The sequence below is a fragment of the Saccharopolyspora sp. NPDC045941 genome (genome assembly GCF_056431445.1).
Map to the genome: position 1 here is coordinate 40,139 of NZ_JBWKKU010000057.1, position 24,738 is coordinate 64,876.

At 64.3% G+C, this 24,738-nt stretch carries 21 protein-coding genes and 3 pseudogenes; 10 read left to right on the top strand and 14 right to left on the bottom strand.

Annotated features, from left to right (window positions below; genetic code table 11):
• Positions 1-173: 173 nt before the first annotated feature.
• Complete coding sequence (locus AC07FN_RS34285) at positions 174-416, top strand: HC3 family zinc finger protein (RefSeq protein ID WP_478399362.1); 243 nt, start codon at positions 174-176, stop codon at positions 414-416.
• 219 nt (positions 417-635) lie between these two features.
• Here AC07FN_RS34285 and AC07FN_RS34290 read toward each other — a convergent pair whose 3' ends face one another.
• From AC07FN_RS34290 to AC07FN_RS34305, 4 genes are all read right to left on the bottom strand, one after another.
• Positions 636-1,796 (bottom strand): hypothetical protein, encoded by a 1,161-nt coding sequence (locus AC07FN_RS34290; RefSeq protein WP_478399363.1) that lies wholly within the window; start codon positions 1,794-1,796, stop codon positions 636-638.
• Between the two features lie 243 nt (positions 1,797-2,039).
• A complete protein-coding gene (locus AC07FN_RS34295) occupies positions 2,040-2,954 on the bottom strand; it encodes a thioesterase domain-containing protein (RefSeq protein WP_478399364.1) in 915 nt (304 codons plus the stop codon).
• A 6-nt stretch (positions 2,955-2,960) separates the two neighbouring features.
• On the bottom strand, positions 2,961-4,397 hold the full coding sequence (locus AC07FN_RS34300) for a protoporphyrinogen/coproporphyrinogen oxidase (RefSeq protein ID WP_478399365.1): 1,437 nt from the start codon (positions 4,395-4,397) through the stop codon (positions 2,961-2,963).
• Positions 4,398-4,490: 93 nt separating this feature from the next.
• On the bottom strand, positions 4,491-5,957 hold the full coding sequence (locus AC07FN_RS34305) for an AMP-binding protein (protein ID WP_478399366.1): 1,467 nt from the start codon (positions 5,955-5,957) through the stop codon (positions 4,491-4,493).
• Positions 5,958-6,395: 438 nt separating this feature from the next.
• Here AC07FN_RS34305 and AC07FN_RS34310 point away from each other — a divergent pair, with 438 nt between their 5' ends.
• The 3 genes from AC07FN_RS34310 to AC07FN_RS34320 are packed head-to-tail and all read left to right on the top strand — an operon-like array spanning position 6,396 to position 7,963.
• Positions 6,396-6,788, top strand: coding sequence for a transposase family protein (locus AC07FN_RS34310; RefSeq protein WP_478399379.1), 393 nt, complete (start codon positions 6,396-6,398; stop codon positions 6,786-6,788).
• A complete protein-coding gene (locus AC07FN_RS34315; RefSeq protein ID WP_478399367.1) occupies positions 6,694-7,566 on the top strand; it encodes an ISL3 family transposase in 873 nt (290 codons plus the stop codon). The genes AC07FN_RS34310 and AC07FN_RS34315 overlap by 95 nt, the downstream gene beginning before the upstream one ends.
• A 34-nt stretch (positions 7,567-7,600) precedes the next feature.
• On the top strand, positions 7,601-7,963 hold the full coding sequence (locus tag AC07FN_RS34320; RefSeq protein ID WP_478399368.1) for an ISL3 family transposase: 363 nt from the start codon (positions 7,601-7,603) through the stop codon (positions 7,961-7,963).
• A gap of 847 nt (positions 7,964-8,810) precedes the next feature.
• Here AC07FN_RS34320 and AC07FN_RS34325 read toward each other — a convergent pair.
• Together AC07FN_RS34325 and AC07FN_RS34330 are read right to left on the bottom strand one after the other, a co-directional pair.
• A complete protein-coding gene (locus AC07FN_RS34325; protein ID WP_478399369.1) occupies positions 8,811-9,593 on the bottom strand; it encodes an SDR family NAD(P)-dependent oxidoreductase in 783 nt (260 codons plus the stop codon).
• A gap of 137 nt (positions 9,594-9,730) precedes the next feature.
• The gene (locus tag AC07FN_RS34330) at positions 9,731-10,558 is read right to left on the bottom strand and encodes a class I SAM-dependent methyltransferase (protein WP_478399370.1); all 828 of its coding nucleotides are present in this window, start codon (positions 10,556-10,558) and stop codon (positions 9,731-9,733) included.
• Between the two features lie 765 nt (positions 10,559-11,323).
• On the opposite strand from AC07FN_RS34330, the gene AC07FN_RS34335 reads away from it, so the two are divergent.
• Entirely contained in the window at positions 11,324-11,668 is a 345-nt protein-coding gene (locus tag AC07FN_RS34335) for a hypothetical protein (protein WP_478399371.1), read from the top strand.
• 171 nt (positions 11,669-11,839) lie between these two features.
• Here AC07FN_RS34335 and AC07FN_RS34340 read toward each other — a convergent pair whose 3' ends face one another.
• The gene (locus AC07FN_RS34340) at positions 11,840-12,310 is read right to left on the bottom strand and encodes an SsgA family sporulation/cell division regulator (RefSeq protein ID WP_478399380.1); all 471 of its coding nucleotides are present in this window, start codon (positions 12,308-12,310) and stop codon (positions 11,840-11,842) included.
• Positions 12,311-12,615: 305 nt separating this feature from the next.
• Here AC07FN_RS34340 and AC07FN_RS34345 point away from each other — a divergent pair, with 305 nt between their 5' ends.
• A complete protein-coding gene (locus AC07FN_RS34345; protein WP_478399381.1) occupies positions 12,616-16,314 on the top strand; it encodes a BTAD domain-containing putative transcriptional regulator in 3,699 nt (1,232 codons plus the stop codon).
• Here AC07FN_RS34345 and AC07FN_RS34350 read toward each other — a convergent pair.
• The 7 genes and pseudogenes from AC07FN_RS34350 to AC07FN_RS34380 all read right to left on the bottom strand — a co-directional run.
• On the bottom strand, positions 16,305-16,625 hold the full coding sequence (locus AC07FN_RS34350; protein ID WP_478399372.1) for a hypothetical protein: 321 nt from the start codon (positions 16,623-16,625) through the stop codon (positions 16,305-16,307). The genes AC07FN_RS34345 and AC07FN_RS34350 overlap by 10 nt on opposite strands.
• On the bottom strand, positions 16,625-17,242 hold the full coding sequence (locus AC07FN_RS34355; protein WP_478399382.1) for a helix-turn-helix transcriptional regulator: 618 nt from the start codon (positions 17,240-17,242) through the stop codon (positions 16,625-16,627). Before AC07FN_RS34355 ends, AC07FN_RS34350 begins: the two co-directional genes overlap by 1 nt.
• A 269-nt stretch (positions 17,243-17,511) precedes the next feature.
• Positions 17,512-18,129, bottom strand: a complete 618-nt coding sequence (locus AC07FN_RS34360; RefSeq protein ID WP_478399373.1) for a helix-turn-helix transcriptional regulator — start codon at positions 18,127-18,129, stop codon at positions 17,512-17,514.
• A gap of 94 nt (positions 18,130-18,223) precedes the next feature.
• Positions 18,224-18,418 carry a hypothetical protein gene (locus tag AC07FN_RS34365; RefSeq protein WP_478399374.1) on the bottom strand — a complete coding sequence of 65 codons (195 nt, stop codon included), beginning with the start codon at positions 18,416-18,418 and terminating at the stop codon, positions 18,224-18,226.
• A gap of 135 nt (positions 18,419-18,553) precedes the next feature.
• Complete coding sequence (locus AC07FN_RS34370) at positions 18,554-19,654, bottom strand: ABC transporter ATP-binding protein (protein WP_478399375.1); 1,101 nt, start codon at positions 19,652-19,654, stop codon at positions 18,554-18,556.
• Between the two features lie 103 nt (positions 19,655-19,757).
• Positions 19,758-20,801, bottom strand: coding sequence for an alcohol dehydrogenase catalytic domain-containing protein (locus tag AC07FN_RS34375; RefSeq protein ID WP_478399383.1), 1,044 nt, complete (start codon positions 20,799-20,801; stop codon positions 19,758-19,760).
• Between the two features lie 201 nt (positions 20,802-21,002).
• Positions 21,003-21,422 (bottom strand): annotated as a pseudogene (locus AC07FN_RS34380) (2-oxo acid dehydrogenase subunit E2); the annotation flags it as partial.
• A 325-nt stretch (positions 21,423-21,747) separates the two neighbouring features.
• Here AC07FN_RS34380 and AC07FN_RS34385 point away from each other — a divergent pair.
• The 4 genes and pseudogenes from AC07FN_RS34385 to AC07FN_RS34400 all read left to right on the top strand — a co-directional run.
• Positions 21,748-22,482 (top strand): cytochrome b5-like heme/steroid binding domain-containing protein, encoded by a 735-nt coding sequence (locus AC07FN_RS34385; protein WP_478399376.1) that lies wholly within the window; start codon positions 21,748-21,750, stop codon positions 22,480-22,482.
• A complete protein-coding gene (locus AC07FN_RS34390) occupies positions 22,460-23,827 on the top strand; it encodes a PrnB family protein (protein WP_478399377.1) in 1,368 nt (455 codons plus the stop codon). The genes AC07FN_RS34385 and AC07FN_RS34390 overlap by 23 nt, the downstream gene beginning before the upstream one ends.
• Before the next feature lie 354 nt (positions 23,828-24,181).
• Positions 24,182-24,316 (top strand): annotated as a pseudogene (locus AC07FN_RS34395) (transposase family protein); the annotation flags it as partial.
• A gap of 163 nt (positions 24,317-24,479) precedes the next feature.
• A pseudogene (locus AC07FN_RS34400) lies at positions 24,480-24,738 on the top strand (ISL3 family transposase); the annotation flags it as partial.

Here is a 24,738-nt window from a genome sequence, read left to right on the forward strand (position 1 = left end):
CGGAGCGCGCGCTCACTGCGTAGCTTCGAGGTCACGAGCCTTCAGGTGGAAGACATCGAGGTCTGACCTGAACACGGCGTGAGCCGGCAAAGGCCGCGTATCCGCACTCGACTCCCACATCGGTGGCTCGCACGTCACGTCCCAGACTGACGTTGGCAGAAGAGCAATGCCCAGTGGAGGCGATCAACGTGAGTGACGTTCGGTGGCTGCCAGTGAACGGCGCCAGACACGCCATGCGCAAGGAGCAACATCAGCGTGAACTCGGGACCGAGGTCGTAGCGCTCTGCGGCGAGGTGATCACGCTGATCCGGCCGAGTGAGACCGATTGGTTCTGGGACAGCTGCCCGGAATGCTGGTCCGCCGCCAAGATTATCAACAGCGCGCCGACTTTCGCGAGGACCCTGCACCGCCTGTGAAACGCCGCACGACGATGGCATCCGGGATCGCTCAGCGCGGCGATTTCCCAAGGACCCTCGACGTGGGTAACATCCCGTGTTACGAGGATCCGCCTACCTGTAGCCGATCGGGCAGCTGTGGCGGGACTCTCGTCAGAGTCTGCCTTGGGTTGAAACGGGGGCAGATCGGGTTGGGTAAAAGGTCAGTTCTCGTCGTGATGGTCGCTGCCGCTGCGAGTTTCAGGAGTGGCTGGTCGGCGGTGCTGAAACGATGTTTCCCGGCGCCGCTTGCCTCGGCTCCCCGCAGGCATGCAGGCTGCCGCCCGTGCTGGGCAGGAGTGTCCCAAGCGGATACAGCCCCACGGCCAGCAGATCCAGCCCAGCCCGTCCGGCGACTGTCCGCGCCGCGGAAAGAACCCGGGACTCGGCCGGATCCTCCACGCATATCAGCAATCGCCCAGATCGTCCGTGCAACTCTGGGCAACCGGCTCGCAGCACTTGCACCACATAGGCCAGCCGGACCAGCTCGGAGTAACTGGTGACCTGCTCGGTCGGAGCGATGCGGCGCCAGACCGGATCGAGGTCGGCTAGGAACCGCAGTGCCTGTTGGGGCGTGGTTCCTGGCAACCGGCCGCGGGCAATGTTTGCGATATCGGCGAGCCCCTCGACGACGACGGCGTGCAGGCCCTCGGCGAGACAGCGCCGCACCACCAGTTCGTGAACCTGGGCGTTGCGCTGACGCACCAAATCCTGCCAGCAGTACCACAATTCCGGTGCCAGCATCGGCGTACCCCGCTCGTCCAACAAGGCAGCCAAGTAGTGCAGGTGGGGTATGTCCCAGTCCATTGTGAGAGGCACTCGTATCGCCGCCCACCGCGCCAACGCGCCCGCGAGTCCGGCCAGTGCCGCTGAGGTCGTGGTCTCATAGGCGGAGAGCTCCGCTTGGGCCCGCAGAGTGTGCAGAGTGCGTACCTCCTCGGGTGACGGCGCCCGCGTCAATTCCACCGCTCCCGCCTCTCCCACCGCACACAACGCTCCGGTCCCCCACAGGCACAGTCTCGAGGACAGCACCACCTCGTCGACCACGACCTGACGCGCACGCAAATGCGACAGCCCGGCCGCACGCACCCAGTGCCGGTCATCCTCCTCGCCAAGAGCCACGAACCAGCTGCCGCCCGCCGGTGACCGCTCCTCCACCGCTGCGTCGCCCAGCGCCACATCCTGCGCGCCAAGCAAGCTCAGCAGGTGCTCCAAGCCACGCCGCGCCCGCCTCAGCGACTTGGATTCCGGCGCCCTGGAATGCAAGGTGGACCGATCGGTCAATCGCACCTTCCCCACCGCGGTCTCGCACCACGGCACCGGAACACCCATCATCAGCGAAGAAGGATCGAGTCGCAGCATGCGAACCTTTCTGGCGAGAAGGACTCGGGGAGAACGAAAGGCGTCTGACATCACCACCGAGCCGGGATGCCATCGCGTGTCGTCCCTGAAAGAACGTGGGCTACCAACACAGGTATTACGAAACATGCGTGGCCCGATTGGAAAAGTGGCACATGGCGAGCAGAAAGACAATTATATATGGATTTTCAGTCAATCCGAGACGACGCTCAGGGCGATTTCTGGGACGTGGTAAAAGCGGGATCTTCATCGCTTCTTCAGCAGCGTCGCGTCGAGCACTGTCCGCAAGGTCGCGGCCAGCACGGGTAGGTCGGCTCCGCCGATGATGGTGAAGTGGTTGCCGGGCACCTCGTGCACGCGCAGCCGCGCCATCTGCACCGACGCCCAGCCGTTGCGGGGAGAGCCCACCGGTATCGCGGATCCGAACACTGGCGGAAAGGGTTCGACTTCGCGCAGCAACGTCATCGACAGATCAGAGGGCGGAGGCCGATAGGCGATATTGGCTTCCAGATTTGCCTGGAACACCGGCAATAGCCGATCGAGTAGTCGATCTGCCGCGGCTGCGCCCATGATCCGCAGCTCCTCGCAGGCCAGCGCACGGCACTGGGCCAACGTCAGTGCGGGATCCACCTTCAGCGCATCCCCTTGGGCTCCGGACATCGCCCGCTGCACCGCCACCAGCTCCTCCAGAGCGGAACGCTCATCCCAAACCGGTGCGGTCTGCCCCTCGTGCGGAAGGTAACTGTCGATCGCCACCACGTCGGCAACCTCTGCCCCGTCACGCCGCAACCGGCAGCCGATCTCATACGCGACCAGACCACCGAACGAATAGCCGCCCACAACGTAGGGCCCACGCGGCTGGACCGCATAGATGTCCTTGAGATACCGGTCGGCGAGTTCCTCGACCTGGTCGAGAGCCGGCTCACCGCCGTCATACCCCGGGGCCTGAAGACCGTAGAACGGGTATCCAGGGCCCAGATCATCAGCGAGCGGCTGCAACTGATGCGCTGCTCCGACCGCGCCGCCGACGCAGAAGAAGGGCCGGGGCGGGTTCAGTGCAACGGCCAGCATCGGTTTCCGCTCCACCTCTCGCGCGTCGGCGTGCTGATCGTCCATCAGCGTGACCAGTTGGCGCGCCAGCAGCTCGGCTTCAGACCGCACCTGCGATCACTGTGCATCGCGCCGGTTCTCCCCGCGGCTGCTGTCGTCCACCGGAGCTGCAAAGTAGCTTTGCGCGAGTTGCCGGGAATAGCCCACATTGGTCCCGATCAGCTCAAAGCCCAGGAGACTCCCGACGTGATAGGTCCGGCTGTCTCCTTGCATGCGCTCAAGACGATCGAGAATTCCGTCCGCGAGATCTTCAGCGCCGAAGTGCGGCATGTACGGCCAGCGGCGGGTGATCAGCACTTCCGTGACTTGGCCGCCCATCGCAGCCACGTCGTCACGCAACTGCCGAACGATGTCTGCGGCCTCCATGCCTTGCGCACCGTAGGAGTAGCAGGTGTAGACGTTGGTGTCGGAATACCGGTTGTGATAGGCAATGCAGTGGCCAGGTGGCGGCGCCTCGCCCTTGGAACGGACGAGATACATGCCGCCTCTGGGCAGTCCCGAGATCCGGCAAAACACGGTGTAGTAGTCGATCGTGCGAATCCTCGCCGCGATGTCCCGTTCATCGGCAGTGGCCTCGAGCACGTCGACGACACGGTCGAGAGGAACGGACAGAACGAGCGAATCCGCCAGCACAGCACCGGAGTCGGTGTGCACGACGACGCCGCTGGATGTGCGTTCGATCGATGTGACGTGCGTACTGGTGCGCACATCGGCGAGACTGCCGGCAACGCGCTGCCACAGCTGCCCGAGCCACCGGAGATCGTGAAGGTTCCGGCATGCCCGGTGGATCGCGGGCCGACGGACACCAGGCCGGTCATCTCGGCATGCTTGACGAAATACAGTGCGGGAACGTCGTCGTGCGGATAGCCGTATCCCGATGCCGTGTAACCGGATCCGAACGAATCCGTCATGGCCAAGATATCGTTGCCGACCGCCCATTTCGATATCGGTTGAGCCAACGACCCCGCAGAGTGCGCCAGCCCAGCGGCCCCGATGTCTGAAAAAGTCTGTTCCCGCAATCGCGAGTACCGCGAGAACTCTGATCTCCGGAAGAACGCCACACTCGGAGAGCGACGAATACACCGGTCGGTGTCCGTACTCGTAGGCCGCTGTGGTTTCCACGGTATCGACACCGAACTCGGCCGCCAGTTCGGCCAACTCCTCGTAGCGCGGCGCGCAGATGTGGGCGCCCAGATCGTAGGGACGTCCGTCGACGTCGACCGAAACGGACTTGCCACCGACGACCGGCTCGCGCTCCAACACCACGACGGTGTGCCCGAGGTGTTCCAGCTCGTGCGCGACGGTCAGACCGCTCGGACCCGCACCAACGACGCAGACTGTCGAGGTCGGGCGCACCCCTGACGCAGATGCTTGATCACAGGTGCCCCTCAATTTCCGGAGCAATGCGGTGAAGTCGCCATCGACGTCGTGTAGTCGCGGATCATCCGGTCCGGTGGAGATCCGCAGCCCCGGAAACAGCGAATCACTGCTCATCGGGTTGCTCCCCTGCTCGCTGGAAGTACTGCGCGCGGCACGCGGCGCGACGCACCTTGCCGCTGGTCGTCTTGAGCACCGGGCCCGGAGCACCTACGACCACCTCGTCGCACGCGATCCCTCCTTGAGCCGACCGGTGACGAACAATTCCCCGTTGTGCAGGAAACCGAGATCACCCGTCCGCAGATACTCGCGGGGGTCGCCGTCGGAAACGCGAGCGCGAAAAGTCTCACGGGTCTCGTCCGCCAAGCCCCAGTACCCGAGGGCTTTGGTGGGCGAGTCGACCCAGATCTCCCCCACCTGCCCTGGATCACATGGCTTGTGGGTGTCGGGATCGACGATGCGGACGCGGGCATCTTCCTTGGTGACCCAACCGCTGCCATAAAGACCGACCGCATCCCGCGCGGACCCGGCCTCCACCGGCCGCACGCGGCCCTTCTCCAGCTCCCGCTTGTCCACCCACATCGGTCCACCGCTGCCCACGCTCAGGCTGAATGTGTGCTCGGACATGCCGTAACCGGGGTGGAACACCGCGGGCTTCAGACCGCGCAGTATGAAGGCGTTCCAGAACCGCTCCATGGTCTGTGGCAGCACCATTTCCCCTGAGGAGCCGAGAATTCGCACGGTGCTGAGGTCCCATTCGGCGCGCTGCTCCAAGGTCGTCTTGCGGACCATCAGGTCGTAGGCGAAGTTCGGCGCCGACGTGTGCGTGGCGCGTACCCGGGACATGACGTCGAACCACACCGAGGGCCGCTGCAGAAAGCTCAGGGGCGACATCACGTAGGTCCGCCCGGAGTTCCCCGCGATGGTGTTCAGCAGGAAGCTGATCAATCCGAGGTCATGGAAGTGCGGTACCCAGGTGACCGCGACCGTGTCGTCGCCGAGCCCCAGGTCCGCGGCCAGGAACAGCAACTCGTGGTAGATGTTGCGATGGCTGACGATCACGCCTTTCTGGAAGCCCGTCGAGCCGGACGTGTACTGCAGGAATGCCGGCTCATCGGGATCTGCGGGGGCGTACCAACGCCGCAGGTCGACCACGTCCACCTCGCCACCATCGCGTGAATCGGTGGCCAGCCAAGGAATCTCGGGTAGTTTGGGCGCCTCGGGCGGGAGCGGGCGCGCTCTTATCGCAGCCTCGATCGCCCCCTGGTAGGCATCGTGGGTCAGCACCACACGCGCACCGGAGCTGACGGCAATGGCCGCCAAAGCCCCGGTGTCGTTCGCGAGCCTGAACGGATTCGGCGCGGCGACCGGAACTGGGATCACGCCGCAGGCAAGACATCCAAGGAACGCGCTGACGAAGTCCAGGGAAGGCAGGTAGACCAGCAGGGCCCGGTCGCCACGCTGGACGTCCCGTTCTTCCAGCAGAGACATGACCCGGTGCGCGTCCTGGGCCAGACGATGCACTGTCATCGTCTCGACATCGCGGCCCTCGTCGTCGACGAAGACGAAAAGCTCGCGGTGCATGTCGCGCTCATGAAGATCGGCGAACGCCGACAGAATCGTGCCTGCACCGGGGCTCGCGACCGGGCGCGGATCCGGCTCAATGTCCGATTGCACAGCGAGCCTCCCTGTCTGCGGTCGCGGCACGCGAACCACTTGATCTGTGCAGCCAACAGCCCAGACAGCACCGCGCGGACGGCCTTGCGCCGGACCGGCCGAATCCGACCCGGACGCCGAAAACCTAGGAACCTCGGTACGGTGGACGAAAGGGCGCCATCCTCGAAGTTGCCTGATCGACCCACGTTTCCTGCACATCCATCCACCCAACGGCGTGCGGCAAGATGCGCGCAGGCGAGTGCTACTTGTATTCGCCATAGCACACGGAGCCGGCAGCAACCAAGGTGTCGCGGGCGGGTGAATCCTGGATCTGGCACGCTTTCCGTGATGGACCCGGGCGCCGTCCGCTCGCCACGTAGTTGATCATGTACCCGGTGTGCTGATCTTGGAGTGCTCGAAGCCCTGTTTCCGCATCTTGCCCAGTTACGAGTAGACGGTATGCATGCTGCGGGACCGGTGGTGCGGATCGAGGCGAGTACGCTGGCCGGGCACGTTGCGTGCCCTGGCTGCGTAACGCTGTCCGATCGGGTGCACAGCCGCTACCAACGGCGGTTGTCCGACACCTCGATCTCCTGCCGGGAGGTGTTGATTCGCCTACGAGTCCGCCGGTTTTTCTGCGATAACACTGAGTGCGCCAAGAAGACCTTCGCTGAAGCCGTGCCTGAGTTGGCGGCGCGCTATGGTTGGCGCACTAGGGTGCTGGAGCGGGTGTTGTGCGCGGTCGCACTGTCGCTGGGTGGTCGCCCCGGCGCGCGGCTGGCCCAGCGCCCTGGCGGCCGCGGTCAGCCGGATGACGTTATTGCGCATGATTCGCGCCCTGCCCGACCCTGAACAGTCGACTCCTCGGGTGCTCGGTGTGGACGATTTCGCCCTCCGCCGGGGAAACTACTACGGCACGATCCTGATCGACGTCGGGTCCCGCCGCCCGGTCGACGTGCTCACCGACCGCACCGCCGAAACACTGACCTCGTGGTTGCACTCCCATCCCGGTGTGGAGATTGTCTGCCGGGACCGCGCCGGCGCCTACGCCGAGGGCACCCGCGACGGCGCCCAGGACGCGCTGCAGGTAGCCGACAGGTGGCACATTTGGAACAACCTTGCCGGCGCGGTGGAGCGCACGGTCGCCCGACACCAGGAATGCCTGAGTGCAGCGGTGGACACTGGCCCTGGCCCTGATGCCGATCAGCAGCACGACCAAGACGATCACGCCACGGTGCCGGTGGTGCCTGTCCAGCCAAAGGACAGAACGGATCGGATCGCGACTCGGACGCGGCAGCGCTACGACGCAATCCATGCCTTGCTCGCCGACGGCGTGGGCATCAGGGCAATCTCTGCCCGGCTCGGGCTTGCGCGAGGGACCGTGCGCCGCTTCGCCCGCGCCGATGCGGTTGAGGAGCTGCTAACCCGTAACGGCACCGGCAGACGACCGAGCCTGTTGGAGGAGTTCAAGCCCTACCTGCAGCAACGTTTCAACGACGGGTGCACCAATGCCGCTGTCCTGTTCGCCGAGATCACGGCACGCGGCTACCGCGGTGGCGTGGCCAGAAGATCGTGCGCGGGACCTACGTCCGTTCCGCAAGGCCGGTCGCGTTCCCAAACCGCCTCGTAAGCCACCCTCGGTGCGGCGGGTCGTGGGCTGGATCATGAGCGATCCGGACAACATGGAAACGAAGGACCAACGCAGGCTCGACGCGATTCTCACTGCCAGCCCACCACTTTCTGCGCTGGCTGGTCATGTCCGTGCCTTCGCCACCATGATGTGCGGCCTCCGCGGTCACGAGCTGGAGGGATGGATGGCCGCCGTCAACGCCGATGATCAACCTGCTTTACGCTCCTTCGTCGTCGGCCTGCGACGCGACCAAGACGCTCTCACCGCCGGGCTGACCCTGCCCTACAACAGCGGCCCGGTGGAAGGGCACGTCAACCGCATCAAGATGATCAAAAGACAGATGTTCGGCCGGGCCAAGCCCGACCTGCTCCGCAAACGCATCTTGCTCAGCGACTGAAGCCCGGGGCAGATTCACGGAAACCGTGCCAGAGCCCACATTCGGCCGCCGTTGACACAAGGTACTCACGGACCGTGCAGCGCGCCCCCGAGAATGTCTGACGTTGCGGAGCCGAGTCTCTCCGGCATAGCTTCGCAACGCGATTTCCATGCGACCGCAGCAATAGTGATCCGACGCAGAGACACCTGAAACGGAGAAAATATGTCCTTCGTGAACACCGTCAAGCGAGCAAGTTCTTCCGCCATCGCTGTCGGTGTCCTGGCATAGGCCACCATGCTGGCTGCCACGACGCCCGCCTCAGCCGCCACCGGTCAGCTTACCGTGTGCTCGCGGGGCGACTACGCGTCCTACGTGGAGTTTCCTGCGCGAGGCGGTATGACCACGAAAATCGTGCACCGTGATCAGTGCCAGAAGTTCACTGGCCTTGGGTCCAGTACCGCCGCCGAGTCAATCAACGTTTACGGCATCAACAGCCCGTCCACGTTCTGGGTCCAGAGCGGCAAGTTCCGTCCGAGCCGAGGCGGAAACGTCATCACCTACGGTTCTTCGGCCCACGCATGGGCGTCAACGCCGCAGATCTGACCAATAGTCTCAATGAGGTTATGCGTGGCGGTGCGGGTAGCGGAACCTCAGAGGCTCCCCGGACTGTGGGTGCCCTGACCTGGGTATGCCCAGCTCGGGGAAATCCGCCAAGTCCTACCCTGTCGGTAAGTCACGCTGACGAATCAGACTGCCGCTGCGCGCTTCGGTCGCGCAGCGGCAGTCTGATTCCAGGTTTCAAGCTCAGCACAGGATAATGCGTTGGTGACCCACACCGTGGTGGGGTTGTAACGACCTTGCAGCCTGCTCAGACCTGCATAAGCACGCCAGAATCGACTACCCATTCCGCGCCTGTAACTTGGCTTGCCAATGGGGAGACAAGGTAGGCAATCACGCGAGCGACGTCCTCGGGTTCACTGACTCGTTTCGTCAGTTGCGGGCGAACTGAAGTGGCCATGTAGTCGACGATGCCAGCAAATTCGATCCCGCGGAGCTTTGCCACTTGCTCTCCGAAACCGCCGGGACGGTCATAGATTGCCGTCCTGGTCAGTCCAGGAGTGACCACGTTTGATCTGACTCCCTCGCCGGTGAACTCGGCAGCCAAGGTTTTTGACAGGGACAACAGCGCCAGCTTGGCCGCCGCGTAGTCGGGATTCAGCATTGTGCCTAAATGGGCGGAAGAGCTGGAGATATTGACGATGGCACTGTCGCCAGATTCGAGGAGTGCCGGCAGGGCGGCTTTGCTCATGCGCCGCGCGGCATGGAAGTTCAAGTCGAACATGTCGAGCCATTGTTCCTCGGTGATGTCGAGGAAGCCACTTCGGAGATCCAACCCACCCGCGTTGTTGACCAGTCCATCGAGGCGGCCGTGGCGTTCCAGCACTGTCTCGACGATGCGATCACCCGCTTGCGGGTCAGTCACATCGGCGATGACGTGATCGATCTGTCGATCTGGGTCGCTAGGACCCAGATTGCGGCTCACGCCAACTACGGTGGCTCCTTCCGCTGCGAGTAGCTCGGCAGTTGCCCGTCCTATGCCGACAGATGCCCCGGTGACGAGTATCACTCGATCCTTCAGTTCAAGGTCCATTTGCCTGCTCTCAAGATGTGACGAGATAAGAACGTGGTGGATGATTCCGCGAGAACTGATTCGGCACCGAGCTGATACTCACGCGACCGCAGCGCCCCCGTGATCGGATATCAGCTGGGTCGGCATCTTGGTCTCCCTCACGCAGGGAATCGCGGGTTGGGCAGATCTGCCGCTGGAGGTCGCTGCCCCCAGGCTGCGACGCTCGCGATGCACAGGTCATCGAACGAGGAGCTCTCGACCTGGTCGGCAAACTCCGCAAGCTCGACTGCGGTAATCCCGAAGTATGTATTCAGGTCGGCCGCGATGTGCTCGGCAGTCAGCCGCCACGCACGGCCCATCGGGGTGGCTCCAACCCCGTGGCTCGAGGCATGGACACCAGTGTTGACCAGCCCGTTCGCGCGCAACTGGGCCGGGAACGCTCGCGACCATTCGTAGTCGCTTCCCATTCGCTTGGTGGCGATCGACAGCACCGCCTTACTGACCTTGCGGTACAACTCATTCGGCGATGAGTCGAACGGGAACGGTCCGGTGTCCTCCAGGAGGAGCCAGCCACCTGGGGCCAGCGAGCGGACCACCTTGGCGAGCACGGCGTCACGGTCAGCGAGGTGCTCGAACACAAACCTGGAGCAAATCAGATCGAAGGCGCCCTCGGGGAGATCATCGACCGTCACATCATGCGCGATAATCTGCAAATTTGGGGGAGACCCTTCGTCTGAAATCAGGCTGGTGTCGAGATCGGTGGCAACGACACGCCCGCGAGGGCATTGGGCTGCCAGCCAGTTGGAGATCGTACCGACGCCAGCTCCGATCTCCAAACAGTTCCAGTCGGGCCGGATACCGAGCCTCTCGAGCCGGTGGATGGTGTCAGAGTCAAACGCCGCCGCTAACGCAGTCAACCGTTCCGCCTCCGCGGCATGGCCGTGCGTGAAGAGAACCTGCCCGTAAGGAATCGCACTCGAGACCACACTAGAACCTTTCCACGATTCAACCAACTAAAGAGAATCTAAATTTCTCAGACTTCCGAATACTCGGTCGACCCCATCTTTTCCGGCAATTGGCCAGTTGCGGAGGCTCGCCGAGAAACACAGTCGGCAGCTTAGATTTTCCGGTCCTCAGTAGTACATCAGAACTCGGCGAACGAGGGAAAAAGTGCAGGCTGGTTTGCCCGTTTGACTCGAGCCGTGTCCGTCGGGTTGGGCGCGTGACCAGAAGTCGACGTCATGGCACCGTTGATACCTGAGCTCCGAGCGACCAGCAGCTTCTCGCTGTTGCGCACCCGATCGGCACGGGCCGTCCATGACGGCGTAGATGATCAACTTACTGGATTCCGGTCCGGATACCTGGCAACCGGCCGATCGCACAGCTGGGATGCGCGGCGATCAACCGCGCGCACGATTTCTGTCCGCCCAAGCGACTGCGAACGCACTGGCGCGTACCGCACGCCATCGCAGGGCAGTACCCCGTGCGCCCGCGGAACTCGGCCGGGCACTGGGGACGAGTGCAATCTTGGTGAGTCGTGCGGGCAACGCACAACTCAAGTCGTGGCCAGTGCTAGGCCGGGGCCGGTAGCTTTGTGCTGCGGGCACAGGGATCGACCGTTTCGGGAACGAGATGCTCCGCCACCCTCCCCGGTCCAGGCGGCGCGTCGCCCGGCCGTTCGCTGTCTACGCACAAATTCGTAATCGCACGCCGCGGAGCATTTGCCCCTGACGCACGCAAGGGAGAACGACATGTCTGTCATGGACCCGGGCACCATCGCCCCCGAATCCTCGCAGAGCTTCAGCAACGCCCTCGACCAGGTGCTCTTCCACATGGGCTCGGCCCTGAACGACGAACAGGCGAACAAGGTGGCCGGCTACCTGGAAGGCGGAAAGGCGTTGCCCGCGGCGGAAGCGCTGGCGTCCATCGCCGCGGCCAAGCGGCGAATGGTGTCACGTGAAGACCGCAAAATCCTTCGGACAGTCATCGAAACCTACGACGGCGATCTCACCCACATCAGCCGCCTGGAGGCGCAAGCTGTCACCGATACCCCGACGGTCACGATCAAAGCCCCCCGATTCCTCGGCCTGGCTTGATCCGGCCAACCGTGCACGATGCACGTGCCACCAAGCATCTCCGCGCGAGGGGGGCAGGAAATCCTGTCCCCCTCGACAAGTGCGCGAATCACTCTGCGGTACGCACACGAATGCGCCGTGCGGCGTCGGTCCTTGCCGACACCGCACGGCGCGAGGGTGAATACCGGTCGGTTACCGGTCGTTCGGGAGCAGCCGGTTCAACGCCTCGTCGACACTCATCCACTGGTGTTCGTCGCCGGGTTCGACGATGTCAATTGTGTCGTCCAAGAATTGCGCCAGCTTCTCAGCCGGCGCTTCGAAGGTGGCTTCTCCCGACGGTGAACGCAACGTGATCAATACGAGCTCGGGCTTGCCCGGACAAGGGCCGATGCGCATGTCACCTTCCCCGCTGGCGGCGACGAGCCCGTCGGCGAGCAGGTCGCGGGCGACTTCCCAGCGAACCTGGCTGCTCTGTCCCGCGTTGAAGATCATGACCACCGCATACGGGTCGCGGGTTTCGTACCGCAGTTCCACCCGAACCGGGGCGCTCACCCCTGGCAGCGTGGCCAGGCTGAAGACAGTGGCGAAGCGGATGATCGTCCGGTGGTTCTTGGCCATCATGCTGCACTCCTTCAAGCTTGACTCCCACCCGAAATGCAGCATGGCCAACCCGGATTCACGCCTTCTTCACGACATCTTCAGCCTCCGGCGACACCAGGGCCGCTCCGTTCCGCAGGCACTCAACCAGACCAAGAGGCCGCCTTCGTCGCCGCGGAGAAAATCCGTTTTGACCGATTGATCGATCCAGGCGATCCGATACCGGAAACCGGAGCCCGATCGCAACCCCACGCGTGTACAAACAGGCAATCCTTCGGGCAATAAGCCACCGTGGGCACGATGCGGTTCCCGAAGGTGCACTATTGCGTAGAGAGACGCTATCTTTTGCGACCGTGGAAATAGGGGTGGCGATGCCGGCAAGCGCGAACGGACCGCTTCAGGTCACGTTGCTTGGACCGCTGCGTGTTTGGCTCGGACAGGACGAGATCTCGCTTGGTCCGCCACGCCAACGAGCCGTGTTCGCGGTGCTGGCGCTGCAGGCCAACCACGTCGTACCCCGGCACGAAATCATCAACGCCCTTTGGGGGGATCGCCCGCCGGCCAGCGCCGAAGGCAGCGTCTACACCTACATTTCGGGACTGCGCCGCAGGCTGGAACCGCAGCGCTCCCACCGGTCCAACGACGGCGTCCTGATCTCGCATTCCGCCGGTTACACGCTCCGGCTGCCGACGGAGAACCTGGACGTCAAGGTGTTCGATCGGTTGCGCGAGCAGGGGCGGCAGCAGCTCGCCTCCGGCGAGCACGAGGGCGCGGTCGAGTCCCTGGACGCCGCATTGGGCTTGTGGCAAGGGGAGGCTCTCGCTGGTATTCCGGGACCGTTCGCCCAGCTGCAGCGCGAACGACTCGCTGAGTTACGGCTCATGACCATCGAACACCGCTCGACAGCAATGCTCGCGCACGGCAGCCACGTCGAGCTGGCGGCCGAACTTGCCGGCCTGGTCCGCGAATTCCCGTTGCGTGAGTCCCTGCGCGCGCTGCTGATGACCGCCTTGTACCGCAGTGGCAGACCGGCGGAGGCGTTAGAGATCTTCCGCGAGGCCCGCCGGGCGTTGATCGAAGAGCTCGGCATCGAACCTGGGCCTGAGCTGAGGCGAGTGCATGAACAGATCCTGGCCAACGATCCTGAGTTGAGCCCGACACCGGCGCGGAAATCGCTGGTTCGCCACGCCACGCCGCTCTCGATCGTTCCCGCCTACGTCAACCGGGCACTGCAGCAAAGCGACAAGAGGCGTTACGTCGGACGCCTGGCTGAAAGCACGCGCCTGCAGGAACTGGTCGCGGAAGTGCTGGCCGGCCGCGGCCGTTCGGTGTGGATCGAGGGCGAACCCGGTATCGGCAAGTCGGAGCTGCTCACGGTCGCCCTCGCCGAGGCCGGCCGTCTCGGCTGCCAACTCGCCTGGGCGGTCGCCGACGAACTGAGTCAGCGGTTCCCGCTGCAGGTCATGGCGGAATGCCTTGGCATCGATACGAAAGCACCCGACCCGCGACGGGCGAAGCTGGCCGCCACCCTGCACGGTGAGCGCTCCACGGAGCCGGTGGATCAGCTCCTGGAGCTCGTCGACGAGCTGTGTGCCATCTCGCCGCTGATCCTGGTCATCGACGACCTGCAGTGGGCGGACGAAGCCAGCGTGCTGGTGTGGCACCGGCTTTGCGCGGCAACGCGCCAGTTGCCGTTGCTGCTCGTGGCCGCGACACGCCCGGCACCCGACAGGGTTGAGCTGCGGCAGCTGCGCCGCGCCGTCGAGTCGCGCGACGGTGAAGTCTTCCTCCTCGAACCGCTGACCGATCTGGAGACCATCCAGCTGCTTCGCGAGATCGTCGGGGCCAAACCAGGGCCAGTGCTGCGGGAAATTGCAGGGCGCGCGGCGGGCAACCCGCTTTATGTGCAGGAAATCACCGGCACACTGCTACGCTCTGAGGCAGTAGCGATCACCAATGGCACCGCAGACGTTCCCGCCTCGTCGATCTCGCAAGCCCCTCGGTCTTTGGTCGCCGCGATCGGCAAACGACTGGAGTTCCTCTCCTCGCCAACCCGGGAAGTGCTTCGCTGGGGCGCACTGCTCGGCTTGGAGTTCTCCTGCACCGAAGTCGCCGCAGCCATGGGTAGACAAGCGTTCGAGCTGCTGGACGCCTTCGAAGAGGCCGTCTCTGCCGACGTTCTGGTCGATGCCGAAGTCCAGATGGCATTCCGCCACCCGTTGCTGCGCCAGGCGCTCTACGACGGAATCCCGAAGGCCGCCCGGGGCGCACTGCACCGGCAGGCGGCGGAAAAATTGTCTGAGGTCGGCGCACGGGTCGAGCAGGTCGCCGAGCATCTTCTCGCAGCATCGATCGCCAACGACCGCTGGGTACTGGAATGGCTGGCGGAGCATCACGTCGCGGTGTCCAACCGTGCCCCGCTGATCGCCATCGACCTTTTCGCACGCGCGCTGGAAACCTGCCCGGTCGGTGACCCGAACCGGGAAGTGCTGCTCGCCGCGCTCGTGAAGGTAATGTTCCGGGCGGGACGCGACACGGAAAACAAAGCACGCCAGGCCCTCGCGATCGCCACCGACCCGTACCGGTCGGCGGAGATGCGACAGCTGCTGGTCGCGACGCTGTACCGCAAGGGCGAGTTGGCCGCTGCTCTCGACACGCTGGGCAACGCGGCCGACGATCCAGCAGTACCGGCGATCTGGCGCAGTAGGCACAGGTCGCTGGCAGCGAACTTCCAGCGCGGCGACCTCAGCGATCTCGACGCCACTCAGAAAAGCGCCGACAATGCCTACGCGCAGGCAGTAACCACCGGCGAACCCTACCCCATCGCGCACGCATTGCAGACCATGTGGCTGGTCGAGACGGTGCAGCGGGATCACGTACGCGCGCTCGAGCACGTCGACAAGGCGCTCGAAGTGGTCGGAGATGATCCCGAATTCTCCGAGTTCCGCTTCGACCTGCTCGACAACCGCACGTTCACGCTGCAGAACCTGGATCGCCTCGACGAGGCGGAAACGACGATGCTCGAGGCCCGCCAGATCGCGGCCCAGCACCTTCCGTCCAGCGGCCTCCAAGTTACCGAGGCGGTCCACTACTTCTGGGTAGGCCGCTGGGACGACGCCATGCTCCAGTTGCAGACCTTGACCGAGGACGGCCCCGCGATCTCCTTCTACGGGTTGCGCGAGCCCGGCCCAGCGGCGCTGCTTTCGCACGGCGTCAGTGCGTTGATCGCCGGGCAGCGGGAAGACGGCAAGACAGCCGCCCGCCATCTGGACGCGGCCGAGGAATACGCGCCATCCAGCGGCGCGGAGCGCGAGAATGTTGACTTCTTGCTGATCGCCCGGGCGTTGGCGGCCGAACAACGCGGCGAGCCGGAGAAGTCACTGTCGATTATGGACCCGATCCTGAATCCCGGATTCGCCCCGCTGATGCTGCGCCACCAGTGGTTGCCGATCATGGTCCGGTTGGCGGTCGAACTCGGCGACCTCGATCTGGCAAACCAGGCGTTGGCCGTGTGCCGGGAGGAAGCCGCCAAGGAAACCCGGCCGGCCCGGGCATTCGCCGCAGCGGCCCGTTGCGAGGGACTCATCGCTGGTGACCCCGAACCGGTCATGGCGGCGGGGCGGCACTACCGGGAAGTGGGGCGCGTGGTCGAACTGGCCGGGGCTTTGGAGGATGCTGCTTTACTTCTGGCGCAACGGAATCTGCTCAAGGACGCGCAGTGCGCACTCGACGAGGCGATCCAGCACTTCGCCGGGCTGTCCGCCCGCTGGGACATCCGCCGCGCCGAGTCACGACTCCGCGGGTTCGGGATCCGCCCGAGTCCGGACATCTCGGTCGTCCATCCCGCCGAGGGCTGGGAGGCGCTGTCCCGCGATGAGGTCCGGATCGCGGTTCTCGTGGCCGAGGGCCGTTCCAACCCGGACATCGCGGCCGAACTGGGCCTGCCGAGACGCGTGGTGCAAAGTCACGTCGCCCGCATCCTGGGAAAGCTCAACGCGCATTCCCGAGTGGCCATCGTCGACGAGGTCCGCAGGCGCGAACCGGAGAGTCTGCAGGCCGATCACGCGTAATCGCCCGGGTCGACATCCAGCAGCAGATCGCGGACCGCGGACCGCAATCGTTCGCTCTGCAAGGGAGTGAGGACCGCAGCGGTGCCGTCCGGTGCGGTCAGCACCAGCTGGCGGCCGGTGAATGTGAGGGTGAGTTCGCGGTCGTGGCCTTGCTCGTCACTGCAGGGCAGCACACGGCGAGTCGTTCTCGCCGCAAGGGTGTCCCGAGTGGACCTCGAGTTCTTCTGCGTCATGGCGTTGCCGTGGCTGCGGTTTTCGCGGCCTACCGCGGCGGGGACGCAACCGGCCGTTGCCCTGATCCGCACACCCATCAGATCGCTCCGGCTCTCATCGCAAAAGCCACCGCGTGCGGCCGGTTACGCAGGTTCAGGCGATTGGTCACCCCGAAGATGACGTTCTTCACCGTCCGCTCCGAATAACACAGCTTCTCCGCGATCTCCACGGTGTCCAGCCCATCGGCCATCAACCGCAGCACGTCAACCTCACGGCTGGTCAGCCCGGCCGCGTTCAAACCCCGCGGCGCCAGCACCTCACGCTGCAGATGATCGACCTGCTTGAGCAACTCGCCCAGCAGATCCGGCGGCATCACAGCACCACCCCTGGCCGCGGCCACCACGCTGTTGATCAGCCTCGTCCCGGTCGCGGCGATTCGTGGCAGCACCGCCACCACACGGGCCTCCACCGCACGCAGGACATCGGAGGGATCGAGTTCGTTGGTCACCAGCACACGAGGCACCGATACCTGCTGTGCCGACAGTCGCAGACCAGCCAGCACCTGGGCATTCACACGGTCCGCGGCGAACACGACCACATCGGCTTCGGCCGGACTCGGCACCACGAACAACTCCGACCGCGACTTCAGACAACTCACCAGGCCGGCCAGGGTGATCGGGTCTGCTGCCTGCACGGCCACTCGCACTCGGTCCATCAGGATCTCCCACACACTCCGTGATGTTGTGATCTCAGTGTGCAAAGCCCGTCTTCACAAACTCTCTACATCATCTCTAGACCCCACCCGCACTCACAGCGACCACTGGCAGCCCGGACACCCGCAACGGCGCCAGCGTCAAGACCATCACAGATAGTCGCCGGGTCGACATCCAGCAGCAGGTCGCCCAATGCCGCAGCCGTTCACCCGGCAAGGAGTGAGGACCACGCCCAGACTTTGCACGCTCACCACCCCGTTGCCGAGCTCGGTCAGATCGCCCCGGCTCTCATGGCATAAGCCACCGCGTGCGGCCGGTTGCGCAGGTTGAGCCGACCGGTCACGCCGTAGATGACATTCTTGACGGTCCGCTCGGAATAGCACAGCTTCTGCGCGATCTCCGCGGTGTCCATTCCATCGGCCATCAACCGCAGGACGGCGACCTCCCGGTTGGTCAGCCCGGACGAGTTCAAGCCACGGGGCGTCAGCACTTCCCGGCGCAGGTAGTCGATCTTCTTGAGCAACTCGCCTAGCAGATCGGGCGGCATCACGCCCCCGCCGTTGGCCGCAGCGAGGACGCTGTTGATCAGCCTCGTCCCGGTCGCGCCCGTTCGCGGCAGCACAGCCACCACACGGGATTCGACCACACTGAGCACGTCAACGGGGTTGAGCTCGTTGGTCACCAGCACTCTGGGCACGGAGACCTCTTGCGCCGACTGCCGCAGGTCGGCCAGGACCTGGGTGTTGACCCGATCCGTGGCGAATACGATCACGTCGGCCTCAGCGCGGGTCGGCTCTATGACCAGCTCCGGCCGTGACGTCAGGCAGCTGGTGAGGCCGGCCAGGGTGATGGGGTCTGCTGCCTGCACGGCCACTCGCACTCGGTCCATCGGGACTCCCACACGTTGAGTGATGATGTGATCTCAGTGTGCGAAGCCCGTCTTCACAATTTCTCTATGCCGCCTCTATGTGGGAGAGCTCTGGTCAGGACTCTTGCGCGACCAACCGGCAACGGCTCCACTCGTCCAGCAGGAGGTCGATCCAGATGACGTGGAGTTGAGCCGCCTGTTCGTCCCCCAACGCACGGCATCGCAGGATGTACTCGCGAGTATCCGCCATCTCGGACTCCAGCTGCCGCAGCACGTGCTCAACATCTTCAGGCAGATCGATCGTCGCCAACGAACTCCTCCTTGACCCGACGGTTACAGACCAACCATGCCTGAATCTTGGCGCGGTAGCCGATCCGGCAACCAGAACTGACCTTTCGGCTAGTGCACTCTGCCTGGTAGCGCCAGGCCGGCGGCAAAACGCGCCTCATGGAGAGCCGCTCAACCGCTGCGCCGTGTTCGGGTCGAACACGTGGACCTCGGCGGAATCGCGCACTGCGACCCGGATCCGCTGACCGATGTAGGGCGGGGTCCGGCCATCCACGCGGACGACCATGCGCTGCTCCGACCCAGCAACAACGCCGTGCACATAGGCGTCCGAGCCCAGTTCTTCAACCAGCCGCACGATGAGTTCAAAACCTTCCGCGTCCGCCCCGACCAGTCGCAACGACTCCGGCCGCACCCCGAAGGTCACCTCCGCCAACTGCTTGGCGGAGGCATCCGAAAGCAGCTCCCGGGGCAGTGCGACCCTCACTCCGCCGATCACGACACCGGCCGCGTCCAACGGCAGGACCAGCAGGTTCATTGCGGGCGAGCCGATGAAACCCGCGACGAACGAGTTCGCCGGGGCCTCGTACAACTCCCGAGGGCTGGCGCACTGCTGCAACACACCGTCGGCGAGCACCGCCACCCGGTCCCCCATCGTCATCGCCTCGACCTGATCGTGCGTCACGTAGATCGTCGTCGTCCCCAGGCGCTGTTGCAGCGACGCGATGTTCGCCCGCGTCTCCACCCGGAGCTTGGCATCCAGATTGGACAGGGGCTCGTCCATCAGGAATACGCTCGGCTCCCGCACGATCGCACGGCCCATGGCGACCCGCTGCCGCTGCCCACCGGAGAGCGCCTTGGGCTTGCGGTCCAGGTACTTGGTGAGGTCCAGCATCGCCGCGGCTTCGGCGACCTTCTCCTTGATCTGGGATCCGGGCATGCGCCGGAGCTTCAGCGCGAAACCCATGTTCTCCGCGACAGTCATGTGCGGGTACAGGGCGTAGGACTGGAAGACCATCGCGATGTCGCGGTCCTTCGGCGGGAGGCCGCTCACCGCCCGGGAGCCGATGCGGATCTCTCCTTCGTCGACTTCTTCCAGGCCGGCCACCATGCGCAGGGCGGTGGACTTGCCCGATCCTGACGGGCCGACCAGGACCAGGAATTCACCGTCGGAGATGGAAAGGTCGAGCCGATTGACGGCGCGCACCTGCGAAGCACCGCCGTAGACCCGCGATGCCTCCACGTAGGCGACTTCTGCCATGCCGTTTCCTCCATGTCTTGCTGGGAGTGAATCTGGTTCCGAAGGGGGTGCTCGGCTCGGACGCTCGGCCGGTGCCGACGATCACGGTCACGAGCACGTTGGACTACTGACCACGCCCACCGAGTTCGGTGGACCGCTCGGGATCGAGCGCCTCGAAGTCCGGCAGCACCTGGACCTTCGACTCGGCGCCGCTGCGGGTCAGTTTCAGGGCTTCGTCGAAGCTCGCAAGCGGCAAGGCGTGAGTCAGCAACGGATCGGTTCGGATCGATCCTGATGCGATCAGTTCGAGCGCGACGCCGAAGCTGTTGAGCACGGCCATCGAGCGATTCAGCTCGGCTTGCAGATCGTAGAACGGAACTCGCGACAACTGGATGCGCCCGCTCGCGTGGGGCGTCCCGAACACGAGCAGCCGGCCATCGGCGTGTACCGCATCGAATGCCCCTTCCATCGCCTCCGGGTCGCCGGTGCAGTCGATCGCAACATCGAACTTCTCACCGCCGACCTGGGCGATGTCCGTGGCAACCGCACACGCGCCGAGGTCCATCGCGAGATCCAGCAGCCCCGGGTCGCGGTCAACGAGGGTTACCTTGACACCGCTGAGTCGCTGCACCTGCAGCAACAGCAGCCCAGTCGTGTTCGCTCCCACGACCAGTGCACGCTGCCCAGCGACGACGCCGAACCTGCGCACGGCCCTGAGTGCACGCGAGGCCGGTTCGACCATCGCTGCCTGCTCCCAGGTCATCGAGTCCGGCATCCGGTAACAGTTGGCGGCGGGCACAGCGACGTATTCCGCGAACGCACCGTTCACCGTCTCACCGATAGCACCGCGCTGCTCACACTCCATCAGGTAATCCGAACAGCATGCCGCGCACTGCCCGCAGGGCAGGATCGGATCGACCGTCACACGATCCCCGACTCGCCACTTCCCCGGCGCGCCTGGCCCCAATGCAACGATCTCGCCGCTGAACTCATGCCCCGGCACGATCGGATACGGCGCGGAAGCAAGCTCGCCGTCGGCGATAAGCACATCTAGCCCGCAGACCCCGCACGCACGGACCCGGACAACGACCTGCCCCAAGCCCGGTTCCGGATCAGGCACCTCACCCACACCGATCACCCCCGGCCAGCTGATAATCGCAGCCCGCATCGGCAACGCACCCTCCCCAACACCGTTGTCGCCCCACCCCGGAATTGCGCTCAATTGAGCACCAACGTGGCCCAACACCCAACAAGACCGCCGGACATTAAAAGACCAGATACGACCCCAAGCCAGACCATGAGAAAGATCCAGGACCCTACATCCCCGCCACCTTGCCCATTCGCGCAAAATGAGGAAGTAACTCGGCAGCACCGTCCCGTCCTTGGTTTCCGTTGCCGAGGACCGGGGTTTTCCGCACTGCCCCGCGATGCGGCCAACGGTCACCACGAACGTCAATGTGAGCTGCACGACCTTGCGCACCGCCAGTTCGTCGTCGTGCACCCAGGGCTTGACGACGATGCGGCTGATGCCGGGCATCGCGGCATCCGGGTGGTTGATGATCGGCGTGGAGCCGTCGACTCCATAGCCGCCGTAGTTGTTCAACGTGGTGGTTCCACCGGTAAGCTCGAAAGGAACGAGTGTCCCGGCACGGGCGGCCTGGGTGAGCCGCACGATCTCGACGGACAAATCGACAATGATCATCTTGTGGGCGTCGTGCACCACGGGCACGAACAAGCCCTTCTCGGTTTGGGCCGCAAAACCCAGATTGACAGCCCCGCCGCACCACACCCCGCTTGCTGATCACACGACGATGCTCATATGAGCCCCGGTCCTACATCACGAAGGTCAACAGAATAAACACGATACAGCCCGAGACGGTATATTTGTACACTTTTTTTGGTCCTTACGGGCATCTCTGCGGCCTTGGTTATGGCGCCGACGCCGCGTCTAGTACATCGTCGGAAACGCACCACAGGATTTGATCCTACCCCCAAGTCGTCTTTTGTTTCTTACGATTCTTTTACATGGAGGTCTGCGTGATTCAGAGGATCAGGATCCACTCGACTGCGGCAACGTGACACGGCACCCGCCGAATTCAGTACTGGAGTGCGGAGTGTCCTATATCGATTCCCTCCCGGTTATGTCAATAGCGGACGTCGCGGATCGGGATGCGCAGTGGATCGTGATCGACGATCAGGTTCTTGACGTCACAGATTTCATCGCGCAGCACCCCGGCGGATGCCCCGTGATGCACGCCAACATCGGTCGTGACGCCTCGGCGGACTACCACCATGTTTCCGCCCACCAGAGGAAATCCGTGGCCCGGAAGATCGCGCAGCTCATCGTCGCTCGACTCGATCCGCACACCCAGGCGGAAGATTCGGGCGAGTGGCAGCGACTGCTCGATTACCTGTGCCTGGTCCGGAACTCGTTCGCGGTACAGCGCGACGACGCACGTGATCCAATTCTTGAACTGGTGTTCTCCGGTCAGTCCTATTGCCACTTGCTGGACGATCACCTTCCCTCGTTCATACAGCAACTTACGGATATCGGTGCGGTCGCGCACACCAGTCTGCTCGCGGGTCGCACACCATTCACCGGCAACGTTCGATCGGTGACCGAGAAGGTTCTTGCAGCCAGTGACGCAGCGACCGCACGCGCGGTTCTCGAACGCCTGCGCGATTCGGTCACCAAACTGATGCACCCACTCATTCATATCAGCGCCGACGCGATTCGCGCACAAGCAGGCCATCCCAGCGACAGCGACTCGGGCCAGCGAGCCCAGGAAGCCATGGCCCACATCGGAAAATGGTTCGAGGTAGAGCATGAGCACTGGCACCACGGTTGACACCACGTCCGAGCAAGAACTCACGATTCCCAACGAGGGACTTCTGTCAAGTTCCCTGATTCCTATCCCTGAACAACGTTCTGCGGGCTCCCTGGAGCGCTATGTCGTAGCGAGTTGCGAGGCGCCAGCCCAGCTGGATGGCGACCTCACCTTCGAGCACGGCTTTCTGCCGCGCAGGCTGCACACGACCGCACTGACCGGGGCCCATGCCGTCTGGGAAGACGTCGCAGCGGGCCTACCGGACCTCGCCTTCAGCCCGAGGGCGCAGGCGGTCCTCAGCGACCTGCCGCTGCTGCCCGCCGGCCCTGAGGATTTGCCCGATCACCAGGTCAAATGGGCAAGTACGCTGCTCGGAATGATCGCGCACTCCTACTGGAGGTTCGGCCTGGAAAGGCTGCACCTCCCGCGCAACAGCAACATTTCCGCCGAGTTACCGGACTCGATCAAAGTACCCTGGACCCAGGTTTGCCAGCGGATGGGGAGAACCGGCCCCTGCCTGACCCTCGAAGACTGGGTTTTCAACAACTTCACCTTCATCGACAAAGGCCACCCTAGCCCCGATGGGGACTATCGCGTCGAGGACGCGGTCATCGAATCGATCCGACCGGTGGTGCCGGCCTACGGCAACGAAACTGAGCGTGTTTTCACCTCATCTTTCGTGGACATTCACGCTGCCAGCGCTTCGGCTGTCAAACAGGTGTGCCAGGCTCAGCGTGCGATCGAGCTCGGCGGGCCCGACGGACATGCGGACGTTGCTGCTGCGCTGCTGCGGATCGCGGAATGCGCACGCGGTGCCACCCGCGCGTTCCGCAAGGTCAGCCCACGTCACAACAGCAAGACATTTTGCGACCCGGTTGACTGGGCGAAGACCCTCGTCACATGGACAGTACCCCCGCCGGGCTATCCAGCCGGGCCAAGTGGCTCGGCCTCGCCGCTGGTCCACCTCATGGACGCCGTGATCGGCAGAACCGAGTACGACTCCGACCAAGGACGCTTCGGGAAAATGCTCCGCGGAAGCCAGCTTCCCCGTCGCCTCGAGCAGTTCTTCGACCTCATCTGCGCAGCCGATTTTCGCGGCTACGTCCTCAGCCTGCGGGACGCCGGTGGCACCCGATTCGACGAGACGCAGGAGGCCTTCAACGAACTGGTGGACGCCTTCGCCGGCCCGCACGGATTCCTCGGCGTCCACAAGGGGAAGGTCGTCGACTACTTGGGCGTGGGGACGGTCGTAGGCCGAAACCAGTCAACGGCCCACGATCAAACCTACATCGCCGCCTCCAGCTGGACGGCCATGGCGGACCGGCTGCACATCAGCATCGGCGAACGGGAAGTCCGACGAGTCTGAAACGTGCACGCTTACGACCCGGTGCGCGACAAGTAACGGAACTGCCTTCCCCCGCCACCCGACCTCATCGACAGCAGTAGCGACGAGAGAGGGTCGGGCGCCGGGGCCGGCTTGTAGGTCTGCAGCCCGAACGCAACCTTGCCCATTCGCGCAAAATGAGGGGGCTGTCAGGAGAACGGCTCTGTCGTTGATTGCGTAATCAACTTTGTGTCTGGTCGCCGGGTCTAATGGGGGAGTTTGTGATCATGGTCTGTGTGTGATCGTGAATGGCTGGACGTGTTGCTGCCGCACCTGACCGGGGTGGTGGTGGAGCAGGTCGAGCGGGCCGGGACGGGCGTGCTGGTCTGGGCGCGCGTGAAGGCCGAAGATGGCGTCTGCCCGTCGTGTGGCGGCCGGTCGCGGCGGGTTCACAGCCGGTATGACCGTGGGCTGGCCGATGTCTCGGTGGCCGGCCAGCCGGTGACATTGCGATTACAGGTGCGCCGGTTCTTCTGTGATGACATCGACTGTCCTGTTCGGACGTTCGCCGAGCAGGTCGACGGCTTGACTGCTAAGCACGCCCGCAGGACGTCGCCCAGCCGCGCGGTATTGGAGCACATCGGGTTGGCGCTGGCGGGCAGGGCGGGGGCACGTCTGGCGGCTCGGCTGGGCCTTGAACACCGTCAAGCGCTACGCCCGTGCCGAGCGAGTCGAAGACCTGCTGCGCCCGCCGCGCTACGGTCCCTGCCTGGTCGACGCCCACCGCGACCACGTCCGGCAGCGCCTGGCCGAGAACATCCCGGTTACCCGGATCCTGGCCGAGATCCGCGAACAGGCCTACACCGGCAGCGCGAACCTCCTGGTCCGCTACATCAATCAGGGCCGGGCCGACCCGGAACGCCTCACGCCTTCACCGCGCCGGCTGGTCTCCT